The 16,547-nt window shown below is 60.6% G+C and carries 15 protein-coding genes and 1 pseudogene; 10 read left to right on the forward strand and 6 right to left on the reverse strand.

The genetic code is table 11. The features are described from left to right. Nucleotides 1-2: 2 nt before the first annotated feature. The 3 genes from P1X16_RS28455 to P1X16_RS28465 all read left to right on the forward strand — a co-directional run bounded on the left by P1X16_RS28455 (nt 3) and on the right by P1X16_RS28465 (nt 5,869). A complete protein-coding gene (locus P1X16_RS28455; protein ID WP_277236137.1) occupies nt 3-419 on the forward strand; it encodes a hypothetical protein in 417 nt (138 codons plus the stop codon). 725 nt (nt 420-1,144) lie between these two features. Next, a complete protein-coding gene (locus tag P1X16_RS28460; protein WP_277236139.1) occupies nt 1,145-3,880 on the forward strand; it encodes a TonB-dependent receptor plug domain-containing protein in 2,736 nt (911 codons plus the stop codon). A 51-nt stretch (nt 3,881-3,931) separates the two neighbouring features. After that, entirely contained in the window at nt 3,932-5,869 is a 1,938-nt protein-coding gene (locus P1X16_RS28465) for a sensor histidine kinase (protein ID WP_277236141.1), read from the forward strand. A 136-nt stretch (nt 5,870-6,005) separates the two neighbouring features. Here the strand turns inward: P1X16_RS28465 and P1X16_RS28470 are convergent, their stop codons facing one another. After that, a complete protein-coding gene (locus P1X16_RS28470; RefSeq protein WP_277236143.1) occupies nt 6,006-6,212 on the reverse strand; it encodes a hypothetical protein in 207 nt (68 codons plus the stop codon). Then, nucleotides 6,209-6,544: a hypothetical protein gene (locus P1X16_RS28475; RefSeq protein WP_277236145.1), complete on the reverse strand. Its 336-nt coding sequence runs from the start codon at nt 6,542-6,544 to the stop codon at nt 6,209-6,211. The genes P1X16_RS28470 and P1X16_RS28475 overlap by 4 nt, the downstream gene beginning before the upstream one ends. Nucleotides 6,545-6,652: 108 nt before the next feature. On the opposite strand from P1X16_RS28475, the gene P1X16_RS28480 reads away from it, so the two are divergent. Then, the gene (locus tag P1X16_RS28480) at nt 6,653-6,898 is read left to right on the forward strand and encodes a transposase (protein ID WP_277236147.1); all 246 of its coding nucleotides are present in this window, start codon (nt 6,653-6,655) and stop codon (nt 6,896-6,898) included. Between the two features lie 159 nt (nt 6,899-7,057). Next, nucleotides 7,058-7,741: pseudogene (locus tag P1X16_RS31345) on the forward strand (IS3 family transposase). A gap of 53 nt (nt 7,742-7,794) precedes the next feature. Here P1X16_RS31345 and P1X16_RS28495 read toward each other — a convergent pair. Both P1X16_RS28495 and P1X16_RS28500 read right to left on the reverse strand, forming a co-directional pair. Further along, complete coding sequence (locus P1X16_RS28495) at nt 7,795-8,052, reverse strand: IS3 family transposase (RefSeq protein ID WP_277236151.1); 258 nt, start codon at nt 8,050-8,052, stop codon at nt 7,795-7,797. 200 nt (nt 8,053-8,252) lie between these two features. Continuing rightward, complete coding sequence (locus P1X16_RS28500; protein ID WP_277236153.1) at nt 8,253-8,513, reverse strand: transposase; 261 nt, start codon at nt 8,511-8,513, stop codon at nt 8,253-8,255. A gap of 379 nt (nt 8,514-8,892) precedes the next feature. On the opposite strand from P1X16_RS28500, the gene P1X16_RS28505 reads away from it, so the two are divergent. After that, nucleotides 8,893-9,813 (forward strand): DUF808 domain-containing protein, encoded by a 921-nt coding sequence (locus tag P1X16_RS28505; protein ID WP_277236155.1) that lies wholly within the window; start codon nt 8,893-8,895, stop codon nt 9,811-9,813. Nucleotides 9,814-9,908: 95 nt separating this feature from the next. Here P1X16_RS28505 and P1X16_RS28510 read toward each other — a convergent pair whose 3' ends face one another. Then, entirely contained in the window at nt 9,909-10,115 is a 207-nt protein-coding gene (locus tag P1X16_RS28510) for a hypothetical protein (RefSeq protein WP_277236157.1), read from the reverse strand. A gap of 603 nt (nt 10,116-10,718) precedes the next feature. Here P1X16_RS28510 and P1X16_RS28515 point away from each other — a divergent pair. Beyond that, nucleotides 10,719-11,999, forward strand: a complete 1,281-nt coding sequence (locus P1X16_RS28515) for a hemolysin family protein (RefSeq protein WP_277236159.1) — start codon at nt 10,719-10,721, stop codon at nt 11,997-11,999. A 435-nt stretch (nt 12,000-12,434) separates the two neighbouring features. On the opposite strand, the gene P1X16_RS28520 is transcribed toward P1X16_RS28515, so the two are convergent. Beyond that, nucleotides 12,435-12,803 (reverse strand): hypothetical protein, encoded by a 369-nt coding sequence (locus P1X16_RS28520; protein ID WP_277236161.1) that lies wholly within the window; start codon nt 12,801-12,803, stop codon nt 12,435-12,437. A 116-nt stretch (nt 12,804-12,919) separates the two neighbouring features. On the opposite strand from P1X16_RS28520, the gene P1X16_RS28525 reads away from it, so the two are divergent. The 3 genes from P1X16_RS28525 (at nt 12,920) to P1X16_RS28535 (ending at nt 16,511) form a co-directional block, all read left to right on the forward strand. Next, nucleotides 12,920-13,594: a sigma-70 family RNA polymerase sigma factor gene (locus P1X16_RS28525; protein ID WP_346771272.1), complete on the forward strand. Its 675-nt coding sequence runs from the start codon at nt 12,920-12,922 to the stop codon at nt 13,592-13,594. A 69-nt stretch (nt 13,595-13,663) separates the two neighbouring features. Next, nucleotides 13,664-15,712, forward strand: coding sequence for a transketolase (tkt, locus tag P1X16_RS28530; protein ID WP_277236163.1), 2,049 nt, complete (start codon nt 13,664-13,666; stop codon nt 15,710-15,712). Between the two features lie 181 nt (nt 15,713-15,893). After that, the gene (locus P1X16_RS28535; RefSeq protein ID WP_277236165.1) at nt 15,894-16,511 is read left to right on the forward strand and encodes a hypothetical protein; all 618 of its coding nucleotides are present in this window, start codon (nt 15,894-15,896) and stop codon (nt 16,509-16,511) included. The last annotated feature ends 36 nt before the right edge of the window (nt 16,512-16,547 follow it).

The following is a 16,547-nucleotide window of genomic DNA, read 5'->3' on the forward strand; positions in this document are numbered from 1 at the left end:
ACGTGCAGTGCGGGGCCGCCGAGGACTCGCTACACGAGCTGGCCGCCGCCGGGATGCGCTTCGACAGCGTGTTTCTGGACCTGTCCTATTACAGCGTGGCCCTGGTTGGCGGCCGTGGCATTGCGGATTACGATTTTATCCAGGTGCCCGAGTTTGCCCGCGTGATGCATGCGGTGTACGCCTTGGCACGCCCTCCCACGTCGCACGTGTACCTGATGCTGTCCGGGGCTCCGAGTGCCCGGCGGGACATGGCCTGCTACCTTGCTACCTTGCGGCCGCCCAGGTCGCGGGCTGGTAGTGGCCCCGGAGCAGCTGCTGTTACTAACCAACTGCGGGGTAGCCGACGCGGGAGAACTGGCGGAGTGGGTGATGAACTTTCAGGTGCAGCGGCCCTCGATAAGCAAAGGCTACGCGACTGAAAAGGGAGGCTCCTTTATTAACCGGCTGATTCAACAAGCCACGCGGCCGGGAGAGTGGCTGCTCGACCCTTTTGCCGGCAGCGGCGTTGTCGGAGAGCGTTGCTTGCGGCTCTAACGCTTCTCGGTCCTCATTGAGTGGGCCCAGCAGACCATCTACGACTTCGTCCTGTCCCGACTGGCGGCGGCCGTAGCCCTGGCCAGCAAGCAAGCGGGCAAGCAACTGGCCCTATTCTAGGCGGGCAGCGGAGCTAGGCTACCCCTCTTTTTCCCCACTGCCTTTTTGCTGCTCAGCGCCTCGACAACCGGGTAGGGGAGCCGGGCCGGCGTACCTTTACTAGGTACCCTTCTCTTCGCCTTGCTCTATTCTACGCCTGAATTTTCTTCACTTTCTGGAGACTTGCTACTGGCTAAGGGCTCGGCGTTTCGCCCCCCGCTCAGCTACCGGGTGCCCCAGCCGTAAACCCGGTTGTACTTCATAATCGGGGCAGATTATTAGTGAAAATCTTGTGCGTATATACGAACAAAAGTCTACTAATTGGTGTAATATTTGTGTCTACATACGAACAAAAAGAGATAGTGCCGACTGCAAAAATGTTAGGAATCCATGAACCCATTGCTTTATGTGTAGTTTTGTCCTTGCGTTATTCCGCAATCCTAAGCGAGTCGGCACCACGAGGGTTCACTCACTTACTTATTCTCCCGTGCTAGTGCCGCGTTTTCCCCCAATGGCCCCTTTTACATCAGTGATTGCCCTCAGCGTGGCCCTAGTCTGCTGTGCGACAACTCCGGCCCGATGCCAGGACCAGTACACCGAGGTTTCTGGAACAGTAAGCACCGCCAACGCGGAACCTCTGCCGATGGCCACCGTGCTGGTGAAGGGAACGTTTATCGTGGTGCAAACCGACAATCAAGGCGTGTTCCGCCTGCGCGTGCCGACCGCCCAGTTGCCCTCGCCGGTGGCCGTCTCGTTTGTGGGTTACGAAACGCGGGTGGATACGCTGCGCGCGCGGGGGGCGCCCCTCACGGTTGTGTTACAGCCGTCGCTGACGCTCATCAACGAAGTCGTGGTGTCGGCCTCGCGGTCGGTGGAAAATATCCTGCGGACCGGGGCCACGGTCGATAAGCTCAACTCTGTGCAAGTCGAGCGGCTCCCCACGCACGACCTGATTCAGGGCCTGGCCCGCCAGAAGGGCGTGGACGTAACGACGAGCGGAATGTTCAACGCCAGTCTGAGCACGCGGGGCCTTAACAGCGCTAACTCCGAGCGCCTAGTGCAGCTGGTCGATGGAATCGACACGCAATCCCCCAGTTTGAACATCAACCCCGGCAACAGCCTCGGGTTGACCGAAGTGGACATAGATGGCGTGGAGGTGCTGCACGGCCCTTCCTCGGCCCTGTACGGGGCCAACGCCTTCAACGGCGTGGTGCTGACCACTTCCAAGGACCCTTTCCTTTACGAAGGCCTCACGGTGCGCCTGCGCGGCGGCACCCGCGGGTACACCGACGCGCAGGCCCGCTATGCCGTCAAGCTTAGCAACCGGCTGGCCTTCAAGCTTACGGGCTCCTATGGCCGGGGCCAGGAGTGGATTGCCGACAACTACGCGGCCCTGAGCCCCGAATACTTGCCGACCAACAACCCCGCCGGCTCGCTGCTGGGCTACGATGCGGTGAACCGCTACGGGGACGTAGGCAACACGTTCGGGCCCACCGGGGGAGCCCTGAACGGCAAGACCGTATTCATGCCCGGCTGGACCGAGCGTGAAATCGTGGCGGGGGATAGAACCGCCCAGCTTTACCGGATTTTCCCTTCCCTGCACTTTCTGCTGACCGATAAAATCAAGGTGCTGGCCGAGTACAAGCGGGCCAGCGGCACGACCGGGTATCAGGCCACCAACCGTTACCGCCTCAAAAACTTCGGCTTCAACCAGTACCGGGTGGAAGTGCGCAGCGACAAATGGTTCGTACGCGCCTACCAGACCCGGGATGGTGGCAACGACTCCTACGATTTGTCGTTCTCCGGCGCGTTTATGAACGCGAGCGCGGACCCGCGCTCCGGGGCGGCCAACCTCTCCTACGCCCAGCAGTACTTCACCGCCTACGCCCGGGCCTACAACACGTACCTGACCCAGAATCCCGGCGATATCGACGGCGCGGGTGCCGCCGGGCAGGCCGCCGGGGCTCCCTTCCAGCTCCAGGCCGGCTCGCCGGAGTTTGCCACGCTGCGGCAGCAGGTGATTACGGACCCCACCCCCGGCGTGGGCTCCCAACTGAATCCGGGCTCGAACCTGACCGATTTCAGCGGGCAGTACGAGTTTCGCCTCCTCTCGCTCCAAGCCATCGCCGGGGCCGCGTACCGCCGCTTCCGCCTCAGTTCCGATGGCCGGCTGTTTGCCGACCGCGACGGCCAACCCATCCGGTACGCGGAGTACGGCGCTTATTTGCAGCTGAGCCAATTGCTGCTGGCCGAGAAATTGAAACTTACGCTGGCCGGGCGCTTGGACGGGAGCCGCAACTTTGCGAACGAGTTTTCGCCGCGGGCCTCGGCCGTGTACTCAGTGGGCGCAGAACGCCAGCATAACTTCCGCGTGAGCTACAACGAAGCCTACCGCTATGCCACCCAACTGGGCCAGTACCTGTACCTGGATTTAAGCCGGGTGCTGCTGCTGGGCAACATATCCAGCGGCTTTAGCGGCTACTCCACGGCCGTTACTGGCCAGCTCGGCACCATTCTGCGCGCCGGAAACGGGGCCCCGGCCCTGCTGGCCCCCTACGAGGTGAACGCCGACCGGCTTAAAGTGGAAAGAGTTAAAGCGTTTGAAATCGGCTACAAGGGCTTGTTGCTGACGGGCCTGACCGTGGACTTGGATTATTACCTGAGCCGCTTCAACAACTTCATTAGCCAGGTACGGCTGCTGACCAATTTGGACGGCTCGCGCCCGACTCTCGCGCAGCTGGCAACGGCGTCTGCCAGCATGGCCCCGTTCCAGACGCCTGACCAAGCCACCCGCGTCATTCAGGTGCAAGCGAACGCCCGCCAGGAAGTGCGCGCCTCCGGCTACGAGGTCGGCTTCGCTTACACGCCCACCAAAGCAATCGAAGTCAGTGGCAACTACACGCTAAGCCTGCTGGACAGAAAGGGCCTGCCGGCGGATTTTCAGACTTCCTACAACACGCCCAAGCACAAGTTCAACGCCGGCGTGGCCGGGGAGCTGAAAAAGGTCTATACCTATTCGCTCAACTACCGCTGGGCCCAGGGCCACCGCTTTGAGTCGCCGTTCGCCGCCGGTGATTTGGGCACCTATTCGTCTCTGGACGCCAAATTGGGTTACCGGCTCCCGCGCCTGCACACGGAGTTGGTGCTCGGCGGCACAAACCTGGGCAACGCCCGCAACGTGCAAGTGTACGGCGGCCCGCAGGTGGGCCGGCTGGTATTTTTGGGGGTGACCCTGGACTTTAAGTAATTACCGCCCGATGGCCCCGGAAGGAGCCGCTCATTCGTGCTCCGCTCTGCTATGAAACAACGCCTTTCTTTTTCATTTCCCCGTTTTGCGAGCCCCCGCCGACCCCCAGGCGTGGGCTTGCTGCTGCTACTGCTGCTGGCCCCTGGGGGCTCCTTGCTGGCGCAGGCCCGCCCGGCTGAGGCTGACACGGCGCAGGTCAACCGCCTCAACGCGCTGGCAGTACGGACGGGCGAGACGAAAAACGCACAGTTGGGGCGGGAGTACGCCGCTGAGGCCCGCACGCTGGCGCACGGCATGGGCTATTTGCGGGGCGAGTTGAACAGCATCCGAATCATGGCCACTCTGGCCATTCAACGCGGTAATTACGCGGTGGCCATCAGGGAGTACACTGAGGGCATTGCCCTGGCCAAGGCGAAAAATCAAACCAGCTTCTACGAACCGTTTCACGCAAGTTTGGGGGCCTGCGCGCTGGAAATGGAGCAGTACCCCTACGCGGGAAGGATGCTGCTGACCAGCCTCAAATTCCGCCGTCTTTACCCGCCGGCTGGCCCGGACGCGGCCATCACGAGGGCCCAGACGTACGCTAACCTGGCTAAAGTGTATCTGGCGCTGAAACAATACCCCCAGGCGATGGATGCCTGCCGCCAAACCTTTGCGGCCGGGCCCAATGCGCCGAGCTACGCGGACGTGGAAGTAGTCATGGCCGAGTTATACCAGCTCACCAACGCCAGCCGCGCGGCCAGTGAATCCGCGCTGGATAATCTCCGTAATGCCCGCGACCGGTACCACAAGATAGGCGACCGGCACAAGGAAAGCCTCACCTTGCTTACCTTATCCAAATTCCTGGCCAGCCAGGACCGCCCGGACGAGTCCGGCCAAGCGGCCGAAGCGGCCGCGGCCTACGGCCGGCAGCTGCAAGCCGTCCCGGTGCAGGTGAAGGGCTTGGAGTACCAGGCCCAGGCCGCCCTCGCCCAGGGAGATTACCGCCGGGCCTACGAGTTGCAGCGGCAGGCGGCGCAGAAAAAGGACGCGCTTTTCAACCAGGAAAAAGCGCTCATCCTGGAAAAGCAGCAAGTCAAGTTTGACATCGAGCAGCAGCAGCAGCGCATACGCTACCTCACCCAGCAGAGCAAAACCGACCGCGCGCTGGCCGCCGCCCAACAAGGTAAAGTAACGAGCCTACAGTTCTTGCTGGGCGTTTCGGCGCTGTTCCTGATCGTAGTGAGCTTAATCTACTGGCGGTTGCGCCGCAAAAAGGCCCAGCTTAACCGGGTGTACGACAAGCTGCACGAAACCAACAAAGAGCTAGGCCAGCGAGTGGAGGAAAAGGAAGTGCTCGTGCAGGAGATTCACCACCGCGTGAAAAACAACCTGCAACTCGTTAGCAGCCTGCTGGGCTGGCAAAGCAGCGTATATCCCAACCCGGCGTTGGTTGAAGCCTTGGCCAGCAGCCAGAGCCGGATTCAGAGCATGGCCCTCGTACACGAGTTACTGTACAGCGCCGACAACCTGGCCGAAGTACGGCTCGACTCGTACGTGGCCAAATTGCTCGATACCCTGAGCCTGACCTTCAATTCGGCCAAGTGCCCGGTCACCATCACCACGGCGCTGGACCCCGTGGTAATGACGGCGCAGCAAGCAACCCCGTTCGGTTTGCTGGTAAACGAGCTGGTGACCAATGCCTACAAGCACGCCTTTGTGGGCCGCACCAGCGGGCATATGCAAGTCGAACTAAACGCCGGACCCGATGGCACCGGCTTTGAGTTGGTCGTGACGGACGATGGGGTGGGAATGCCGGCCCCAGACGCCGAGCAGCACGAGTCGCTCGGTACGCACCTAATCGAGAATATGGCCTTTCAGCTCAAAGCCACGCTCGTCTCGGGACCCAATAAGCCGTCCGGCACAAGATTCGTAATCCGCCGGGATCACGACCTCACCCCCACGGGGCAGGCCGTAAGCGCCGCGGATAAGGAGGCAGAGCTGCGTTAGACTCCCACTGCCGTGAGCCGGGCCGCCAGAAAACCACAAAAATGCCCCGCCGTGACAGGCGGGGCATTTTTAATTACTACCTAGTGCCTTTAGTGCTAGATGCTGAGGTTGTAATTGCGCATGATTGAGTCAAGCATTAATCGACCGCCACATCCCAGTGCTGCTCCCACCTATTCGCGGAAGCTGTTGCGCCTCCGTATTTAATGGTTACCGGGTGGCCCTGATAGCGGCCCTTATAATCGTTGCTGTACTCGCCGCCGAGTTGCTTTAAACCTTCCTTAGTAATTCGGTTTTTGAATTCCGTTGCGTTGAACGTGTACTCGGTAGCGCCCCTGCGGTTCACTTTGGTATAGCCCCTGCAGGCATCGATTTTCTCTCTGATTTTCGTCTCGATGCGAATCCGTTCCGAAGCGTATTTTTGCTGTTCAGCTGCGCCTTTCGCTTTTTTTCCTCCGCTATTGACTCGGCTTTTTTTGCATTCAAGACTGCGGAGGGCAGTAGTTTACGCGCTTCTATTGCCGGCTCAGAGTCCGAACTGCACTGGATCAGGGCACGTAAGGTCGCGGCAGTGCCTGAATAATCTTTGCGGTTCAGGTTTGTTTTGGCTGCTTCCAACAATTTCTCCGGACTATTTTGGCACTGTTCGATTTGTTGCGAAAGCTGGGCGTTTTCCAACTGTAGTTTTTGGTACTCTTCCTCCGTATGGCTGTTCCCGCCGCATGAGGCCAGGCCTGAGAGGGTCCACTAGAGTGAGATAGAAAAGGGCGGTATCTTCTTTCTGTCATGACTCAGAAAACGAATACGGGTGCGCCGCGCAAACGCCGACACTATGATGTGGCCTTTCGCGCCGACACCCTGCGCCTAGCCAGTGAAAGCCGGAGCACGCAAGCCGCAGCTCGGCAGCTCGGCATCAGTTCTAAACTGCTCTACAAGTGGCAAAAAGCCCTGCAGCCCGAAGTCCGGCGCTTGCAGCAGGAGCGTGACATCCTAAAAAAAGCCTTAGCCATCTTTACGCAGCCGACCCCGTGAGCCGTTACCGCTTTATTCAAGCGCAGACCCGGCACTATCCGGTACGCCACCTCTGTCAGGGTGCTGCGCGTAGGGGTAGTCAGCTACTGCCGTTGGCAGAAAAAGGCTACTGATCGACCCGTGGTACCCGCTTGGGAGCAGGTCTTGTGCCAGACGTTTGTGCGGCATAAGCGGCATTATGGCACGCGCCGCCTACGGGCTGAGTTGCGGGCGCAGGGGCACCAGGTGGGTAGTAATCGCATCCGGCAGGCCCTGCGCCGGCGCGAGTTGGTGGCCGTGCAAGCGCGTGCTTTTGTGACTCGCACGACTTGTAGTGAGCAGGGGCCACGGGTGGCAGCGAACCATCTGTTTGATCGTGCGGCTCCTACAGCAGCTGACCAAGTGTGGGTGGGCGATATCACGTATTTACCCCTGCAAAACGGCTCCTGGGCGTACTTGGCTGCGTTTCAAGATACCTACTCGAAACGGGTAGTGGGCTGGCAGGTGCTCGCTATGATGCCGGATTAACTGGTTACTACCGCCTTGCGCCAGGCACTGCTAAGTCGCCAACCCACGCCCGGGCTGGTGGTACACTCGGACCGGGGTAGGCAGTACTGTGGTAACGCCTATCGGCGCCTGCTTACGGACTGGCGATTAGTACGCAGCATGAGCCGCAAAGGCGAATGCTATGACAACGCCCAAGCCGAAAGCCTGTGGTCGCGCGTGAAAACAGAGGTGCTGCTGGACCGCTCCGCTTTCGCTTCCCTCGCCGAGGCGCAAGCCGAACTAGCCACCTATTTTGACTACTACAATTACCAGCGGCGGCACTCGGCACTGGGCTATGAGTGTCTGCATATTCATTGAACAACAAACGCTTCTAACCAACATCCAACTCTGTCTCACCTGACTCGACCACCTCAGTCGCCCACCCAGACCCGGTTGGGGGCGGTGGGGGCCGGCTGGCCGAGTAAGCGGTTGGGCGCAGCCCGCACAGCCGGGTCGGAGTAAACAGTATGGGGAACAAACGAATGGGGATGCTGGGCCCGCGAGCCATTAGCCGTCAGGACTCGCTGGATGCGTCGGCGACCGATTCTCGGGTACCCCTGAGCCATCAACTCGGCCCGTAGCTCACGGGTGCCGTAGCGCCGGGCATGCTGGGCAAAGAGCTGACGCATGGCTACTTGCCATGCTGGTACAGGAATCAGCCGGCGAGTCTTGACACGCCAAGCGTAGTAGGCACTAGTTGTTACCCGCAACACCTAACAGAGTTGCCGTACGGACACACGGGTCTGGCGCAGGGCAATGTACCGATAAATACTCACGGGGTCGGCCGGGCGAGCCTGCGTTTAGAGGAGGCAACTGACCAAAGCTTTTTTTAAAATGTCAAGTTCTTGCGCCAGCCGTTATTAGCTGCCCGTAGGCCCCGTACCTCCTGTTCGCGGGCTACTTCCACACTCCCCACTTCCGCGACTACCTGCTCCTGGTGCCAGCGGTAGAGCAGCTTGGGATTGATGCCCAATGCGCGGGCAGCGGCTTGGGTTGAGCGACTTTCGTCGGCTAGGCGCAGAGCCTCGGCTTTGAAAGCAACCTCGCACGTGCGCCGTTTATCGGGCGAGGCCCTACTCTTTTTTTGCAATCATGAGAGAAGGAAGATGCATCCTTCTGCTGTCCGGCTACCCTAAACCACCTCAAGGCTGTACGTTCCAAAGACAGCCCTAAACCCGTAAACCACGTACGCACCCTCGGCGGACAGTATGCCAGGGCCGCTACATCTACCAGCCTCCGGATGAAGCAGCCCGCGTTGAACACGTAACTCACCTCGCAGCCGAGCCAGCAGCATCTCCGCGGCACATCCTCCGGAACAGGTAGCCCTGGTTTCACCACCGTAGCTACCACTTACTGCCGACAAGTAAGAAGTGAGTGCTCTGCTCGCCAAACCGCTATACCTCGCTGGCGAGCAAAGCAAAAATGCCTCCTCATCCGAAAAAGAGCATCACGTAATAAACACATAGAATATGGCATCAGGTCTTTTTGCGCTGTTAGATGACGTTTCCGCGTTGGTTAAAGCCAGCGCGGCCAGTTTGGATGACGTGCCGGCTCAGGTTGCCAAAACCACCAGCAAAGTTTCCGGTATTGTCATCGACGACACGGCGGTGACGCCCAAGTACGTGGTGGGCCTCGACCCCTCCCGGGAGCTTGCCATTATCTACCAGATAGCTAAAAAGTCGCTCATCAATAAGGTGTTCATCCTGAGCCCGGCGGCCCTGTTGCTCGGGTACTTTGCGCCCTGGGTTATTACCCCTATTTTGATGCTGGGCGGGGCCTACTTATGCTTCGAGGGATATGAAAAGGTGCATGCCCTATTCAGCAAGTCCCATGCGGTGGACGTGGAAAGTGAGCAACTGCAGGTGATGACGCCGGAGGAGCTGGAAAAGGAGCGGGTAGCGGGGGCTGTGCGCACCGATGTTATCCTATCGGCTGAAATCATGGCCATTGCGTACAGCCAAGTAAGCGCTCAGCCGATCGTAAACCAGATTGTCGTCATGCTGGCCGTGGCCGTCTTTATTACGGTGGCCGTGTACGGCTTTGTGGGTTTGATTGTGAAAGCCGATGACATCGGCATGCACCTAACCCAGGACAAATACCACCCTGCGGCGCAAAAATTGGGCCGCGGCATCGTGAAGTTTATGCCGCGCTTCCTAAGCATCTTAAGCTACGTGGGGACGGCCGCCATGCTGTGGGTCGGGGCCGAAATCATCGCCCACGGCATTCCGTTTACTGCTCATTTACTGCACGACTTGGAACAGGCCTTGGCCCATATTCCGGCGGTGGCTTGGCTGGCTAAGGCGCTGGTGTGCGCGGTGGGCGGGTTACTGATTGGTTTTGTGGTGGAGAAAATAGTGGGGTTGTTTAAGAAGATATCCCGCAAGCAATAAGCGTGGGTACCCTACCAACTCGGTTTCTTCGGCTCTGAGGACTGCTTCCCGAGCCTGCTGGTTCGTAGCCGTGGTCGCCTCCGGCGCCGCGCTAGTCAGTACCCTTGGCCGGAAGCGCTCGGGTCCGATGGTTCGTATGCGAGGCATCCTATGGCCTGCTTGATGTCAAACTCCTTGTGCAGCGCCTCGTGCTGGTATTCGTTAAAGGCGCTTTCGTCCCCGTGATGCCGGACCAACTGCACACGCAGGGCGCGGTCCACCGGGTTGAGGGTCCAGATGAGCAGCTTATTCACCTCCCGCACGCCGCGGGTTGCCCCGGCAGCAAGAAACGTACTTCGTCCACCTCCCTATCCAACGCCTTCGCGCAGCAGCCGGCCGCGGTGAGCAGGATCCGGCTGCCACAGGTTATGAAGCCTAATCGTCCCAAGATCAGGCAAAGGTGTACCCACTGCCAGTCGGTGACATAAAGGAGCGCTCCGCCCGCCGCCACGCCAACCGGGACAAGGTCCTCCACCAACAGGTAATGGTAGGGTGAACGGAAGACTCGTCCACTATACATCCCGCAAATAAACGGCCGCAACGTGGCCGTACCGGTTCGTACGTGCAGCGCACGTGTCCCACCTCTTCGGCTTGTCCACGACTGCCGAGTCCGGGCCACTTCGCTTACTAGCTTTATTTTCAAACCTACTGCTGCGTATTTAGATGATACGTCACGATAATGCTGCGCAGCAGGCAGTCTGGTGCCAGGTTGCAACTTGACCTGCATCTATCAAGCCGGAAAATCGTTAGGACAGCGGCTCACCTTCCGAAAGCTTTCTTGTTTGTTCGATCCGAACTCGATGTCCGTCCTTTCCTAACCGAGTAAAGCAGCTACTTGCCACTCCATCTCCTTGCTATTTTCTCCCTTGGAATTACTCCTCATTCTGCTGCTCGTCATCCTCAACGGCGTCTTTTCCATGTCGGAAATTGCCTTGATATCCTCGCGCAAGTCCAAGCTCGAAGCCCAGGCCAAGCAGGGCAGCGGCACGGCGCAGGCCGCGTTGGCCCTGGCCCATGATCCCACCCGCTTTCTGTCAACGGTGCAGATTGGCATCACGCTCATCAGCATTCTAACGGGGGTGTTCAGCGGGGCCGGGCTCACCACCCAGTTAAAGGACCTCATCGCCCGGGTGCCGGTGCTGGCCCCCTTTGCCGATACTATCGCCGTGGTGCTGATGGTCATCTTCATCACCTATCTCTCCGTCGTGGTCGGTGAACTGCTGCCCAAGCGCATCGACCTGACCAACCCCGAGGGCATCATCAAGTTCATGGCCGCGCCCATGGCTTTGCTCTCGCGCCTCACGGCGCCTTTTATCTGGCTGCTGACCGTGTCAAGCGACTTTCTCATTAAGCTGCTGGGCATCAAGGACCAGGAAAGCCCCGTTACGGAAGAAGAAATCAAAGCCCTGATGAAGGAAGGTGCCTCGGAGGGCACGATTCAGGAAATCGAACACGACATCGTCAAGAACGTCTTCAGCCTGGGCGACCGGCGCGTGGGCTCGTTGATGACCAGCCGCCAGGACATCGTGTGGCTGGACCTGGACGATGACCCGGCCGCCACCAAGCAGACGGTGCTCACGCGCAAGCAGTCGGCCTACCCGCTCTGCCAAGGCAGCCTGGACGAAGTACGCGGCATGGTCTACCTTAAGGATTTGGTGGACGAGCACCTGGACGCGCAGCTACTGCGGCTGGAGGAATTGCAAAAAGAGCCGCTCTTTATGCCGGCCTCAAGCAAGGCCTACCATGCCTTGGAGCTGTTCCGGCAGCGGCGCGTGCACCAGGGCATCGTGGTGGACGAGTTCGGCGGGGTGGTGGGCCTGGTTACCATCGACGACATCCTGGACGCCCTGGTGGGCGACGTCTCGCCGGATACGGACAGCAACCCCGCCATTGTCGAGCGCAACGACGGCACGTTTTTGATTGACGCGCAGTTGCCCTTTGCCGAGTTTGCCGAGCGGTTTCACATCCCGGCGGCGCAGCGGCGGGGCCTGAGTGGCTTTCACAGCCTGGGCGGCTTTGCCTTGCATATATTGAGCGTGTTGCCCCGTGCCGGGGAGCATTTCATGTGGGAGGGTCACTACTTTGAAATCGTGGACGTAGACCGCAGCCACATCGACAAAATTTTATTCCGCCCGCGGGCCGCCTGAAGCTGGCCCCGTGTTTGCTGCGCCGTCAGGCTTACTCCCGATTACATTTATATCGCACCCTTATCTGCGGCAATTGCGGGCCGCGCTTAGTCAAGCAGCAAGTGATGCGGTCGGCTAAGCCCGGTAGTGCACCGGGGCGGCCCTGAAAACGGCCCTGCCATTTGCCCCGGTGCACGGTGGGGCTTGGCCTCTGCCAAAAGCAAGTGCTGCGAGACTACCCGTGAAAAATAGCAGTCGCAAACTTGGCAATGGCCTGGTTGGTTTCGATAGCCCCGTAAGCAACTAGCTTAGAAGAAGAATTACCCGCGCGGGAGCAGTACCCCAAAACCTGCCTGTTCAAGATGAGCGTACACCAGCTAAGAACACGAAACCGCTCAGCAACCAAGCTGGTCCAGAGGCTAGCTTGCCTGCCGGTCAGCTCGGGCTTGGCAGGTGCTAGCGGCGGCGCGACAGCAGATATTGAATGCCTAGCACTACGATTGCTCCACCCAGTACTTTCTCCGGGGTGGAAAGCTGTTGCCAGCGGGCTACTGTCTTTGTGCCCACCGCCCGTAGTGTCGACGGCAGCTCAGTTAAGCGCTGGGGCAGTCCAGCAAAATTCAACCACTGGGTGCCTGGTTGCTGCTTTGAATCTTCGGGCGGACCCATTTGAGCGGGCGCCAGCGCTGGGCTGCTAGCAGGTGAGGCTACAGCAGCGGCCTGTTGGCCGTCGTGGGCCGTCGGGTCCTGCAGGCGGGCAGGATCGGCCCCAAGCAGGCTGGCTTTCGAGTTAACCGGCGACCCCATGGATTTCGAATGGCTCATAGCAAAAGAAGAAAAACGGCCGCCGGAAGTGGCGGCTCCACTGGGGTATTCGCAGCGCGCGCTGGAAGGTTGTCAAGCACAACGGTAGAAAAGGAGCTGACAACCCCCGTCGGTTATTGGTCGTTAGCTCGTTTGAAATCAAGAAGATACTGGTAGGCAACGCGCGGATGGAAGAAAGCAAATGGGCAGTAGAGCGCGTAGTATCGGCCCGGACCCGCGCGGATTTCCGACTGATCCAGGCCGCCCTGGAGCAAGGCGACCAGAAAGCGTACGCCGAACTCTATCAGCGCTACAGCAAGCCGGTGTTTCACGTGGCGCTAAAGATGGTCCGGCGAGCGGACGATGCCGAGGATTTGACCGCCGAGGTGTTGGCCAAAGCCTTCCGCTCCTTGCACCTGTTTAAACCCGATTTTGCCTTTAGTACCTGGCTGTTCCGCATCACCACCAATCACTGCATTGACTTTCTGCGCCGGCAGCGGCAGCGCCCCACGCCCCTGCGCCTGGCGGTCGTGGGGCCGGACGGCAACCAAATCATTCGGGAATTCCGGGATGCCGCCCTCAATCCCCAGGACGCCCTGATTCGGCAGCAGAAAATCGACCGGATGCGCCAGGTCGTGCATCAGCTACCCGGCCGCTACCAGACCCTGACGCGGCTGCGCTACTTCGACGAGTTCACCTACGAGGAAATCGCGCAGCAGCTGCACCTGCCCCTGGGTACGGTGAAGGCGTACCTGCACCGCGCCCGGCTGCTACTGCTCGAACTGCTTAAAGAGCAGCAACACACAATCTGAAGAGATACCCCCTACAACTTCCCCATTACCGGGCATTTTCCCCGCCTCCTCCCCTTATTTTCTTTTCTTATGACCAACCCAGTGCCCACCCTAGCCGACCGCAGTGTCACCACGCTGCGCCTCTTATCCGTTGATGCCGTGCAGGCCGCCAATTCCGGCCACCCCGGCTTGCCCCTGGGCGCGGCTCCGATGGCGTACGTGCTGTTCTCGCGCTTTCTGCGCTTCAACCCGCAGGACCCACGCTGGCCCGACCGGGACCGGTTCATCCTCTCCGCCGGCCACGGCTCGGCGCTGCTCTACAGCCTGCTACACCTCTACGGCTACGACTTGTCGCTCGACGACGTGAAGGCCTTCCGGCAGCTGCACTCGCGTACGCCCGGCCATCCCGAGTCCAACCTGACGCCCGGCGTGGAAGTAACCACCGGCCCGCTGGGCCAGGGCTTCGGCAACGCCCTGGGCATGGGCCTGAGCGAGGCCTTTCTGGCCGCTTCCTACAACCGGGAGGGCCACACGGTGATGGACCACTACACGTACTGCTTGGTGAGCGACGGCGACTTAATGGAAGGCATGGGCTCGGAAGCGGCCTCCCTGGCCGGGCACCTAAAGCTGGGCAAGCTGATTTACCTCTACGACGACAACCTGATTTCGCTCGACGGCCCCACCAGCCTGGCGTACACCGAAGACGCCATGGCCCGGTTCGACGCCTACGGTTGGCACACCCAGCGCGTGGCTGACGGTAATGACCTCGACGCCATCGAGGCCGCCATCCGGGCCGCGCAGCAGGAAACCGGGCGGCCTTCTATCATTGCTGTGCGCACCATTATCGGCTACGGCTCGCCGCTGGCCGGCAGCAGCAAGGCCCACGGCTCGCCCCTGGGCCCTGAGAACGTGCGCCGCGTCAAGGAGTACTTCGGCTGGGACCCCGACCACTCGTTCGTGGTGCCCGACGACGTGCGCCTGCACCTGTTGGAGCCAGGCCAGCGGGGCGCCGAACTGCAAGCCGACTGGCAGCGGCGCTTCGCGGCGTATGAGGGTGATTTTCCGGCCGAGGCCCAACTGTTCGAGCAGTCCTTTGCCGGGGAGCTGCCGGAAAACTGGGATGCCGACCTACCCGTGTTCACGGAGCAAGACGGAGCCTTGGCCACCCGGCAGGCCTCGGGCAAGGCCCTGACCGCGTTGCGGCAGCGGGTGCCCTACCTGTTTGGTGGCTCGGCCGACCTGGCCAGCTCCAACGAGATGCCCACCAGCGGGGACGCCAGCTTCCAGCCGGGCCAGCACGCGCACCCCAACATCTGGTTCGGCGTGCGCGAGCACGCCATGGGCGCGGCCCTCAACGGCATGGCCCACCACGGCGGGGTGCGGCCCTACGGGGGTACATTCCTGAACTTCTCGGACTATATGCGGGCGTCCATCCGCCTGACGGCCTTAGCTGAATCGTTCGCCACCTTCGTCTTTACCCACGACAGCATCGGGCTGGGCGAGGACGGGCCCACCCACCAACCCGTAGAGCAGGTATTGGCTTTGCGCTCTATTCCCAACATCATTGTGCTGCGGCCCGCTGACGCCAACGAAACGGTGGCAGCTTGGCGCGTGGCGATGACCAAGCCCAAAACCCCGGTCGTGCTTGTTTTATCGCGCCAGAAGTTGCCTGTGCTCGACCAGGCCAACTATGGCTCGGCCCGCGAAGGCGTGGCCAAGGGCGCCTACGTGTTGCGCGAGGCCACTGGCGAGGTGCAGCTAATCCTGATTGCCACGGGCTCGGAAGTGGCCCTGGTGCTCAACGCCCAGGAGCAGCTGCAAACGCAGGGTGTGGCTACTCGAGTGGTGAGCATGCCATCCTGGGAGCTGTTCGAGCAGCAGGACCAGGCCTACCACCACCAAGTGCTGCCGCCTGCTATACGCAAGCGGCTGGCCGTGGAAGCGGGCTCGCCCATCGGCTGGCACAAGTACGTCACCGACGAAGGCGCTACCCTGAGCATGAACCGCTTCGGCTTGTCGGGCCCCGGGGAAGAAGTGCTGGCTTACTTCGGCTTCACAGTGGAAAACGTGGTGAAAAAAGCCCTGGCGGTGCTGCGCGGCCAGCCGGAAGCCACCGAGAAGAAAGAGGTTCTTTCCTGACAACGGGCCCGTCAGCCGCCCCCCAGGCTGCTGGTTTCACCTGATTAACCACCCTGGTAATGCTGAAAAAATCCGTATTGTCGCTGGCTCTGAGCCTGAGTTTTCCCCTGCTGGGCCGGGCCCAACTGGCCCCCCTAACGAACGATTCGCCCCCCGCCACTCGCTGTTTGCCGGGGTGCAGGTGCCCCTGAGCTACACGGCTGGTTACCAGTTCCAGTTCAGCCGCCGCTTTTCCACCCGGCTGCAGGGCGGACTAATCACGGAGCCCTTCGACCGTTATACCCTCAAGACGCTGGAAGGCTTCGGGCTCGACCGCCAGCTAAGCCAAGCCATTGACCGCTCATTCAAACGGGGCAGTATGGCCAGCGTAGGGGTAAACGTGCACGCCAACTCGCCTTGGTACGCGGGCGTGTTCGGGCAGTACGTGCACCTGAGCGCCGGGCCCATCACCCCCGCCGATGGGCTGGGGTTGTATTTCAAACGCGACTTTTCGGCGTTCGGCCCGCTGACCGCGCCGCTGCTGGTCTTTGAGATGCAGTCCAACCTGTGGCTGGGCGGGCTGCGGGTCGGGCGGGCTTTCCGTTTCGCCGGATCGCGCTTCGGCCTGAACCTGGAAGCCAGCCTGGGCAAAATCTTCACCACCCACAACTCGTTTTCCTCGAACCGCTCCCTGGTGGACGAGCTGGCCCTCACCCAGCGCCTCTACGACGACCTTGACCAGGAGGTGGATGCTAGTCTGCGGGAGCACGGCTACCTGCCTACGCTGGACGTGCTGCTTACCTACCGGCTGGGCCGATAATTTTGAGTTGCCCGGCCTCGGCCATTCTTTCCCCTA

This window comes from Hymenobacter sp. YC55 (assembly GCF_029433095.1).
GTDB lineage: Bacteria > Bacteroidota > Bacteroidia > Cytophagales > Hymenobacteraceae > Hymenobacter.